Below are 250 nucleotides of genomic sequence, written 5' to 3'. Positions count from 1 at the left end.
GATGAGTTTGCTTTTTGATGGCAGCCCTGCTCATGCACGGCTGCCTTTTTTATTTCAGATCGCACTGTTATTCGCCGTGCGTGGCGATTCCTGCACGAAGTGGTATCGATGCAAGAAAGCGCTAAAGAACTATCGCCATGGCCCGATAACACATTTGTACGGAGCAGGCCTGCAGGCGACAAAGCTGGCAGCAGTGCATATAGACACGGCCGCAAGCCCCGGCAAACCAAGCAAATTCTTCATCCTTACC

General features: G+C 52.0%; 1 protein-coding gene. It reads left to right on the top strand.

The window, feature by feature from the left end:
- Positions 1-250: hypothetical protein (locus IAE24_RS30525; RefSeq protein WP_233626442.1), on the top strand; the 250-nt coding region annotated here is incomplete at both ends.

Source organism: Delftia sp. S65 (assembly GCF_016516495.1).
Classification (GTDB): Bacteria; Pseudomonadota; Gammaproteobacteria; order Burkholderiales; family Burkholderiaceae_C; genus Comamonas; species Comamonas acidovorans.
Note: the sequence above shows the minus strand (reverse complement) of the source record. Positions and strands in the feature narration are given on the sequence as shown.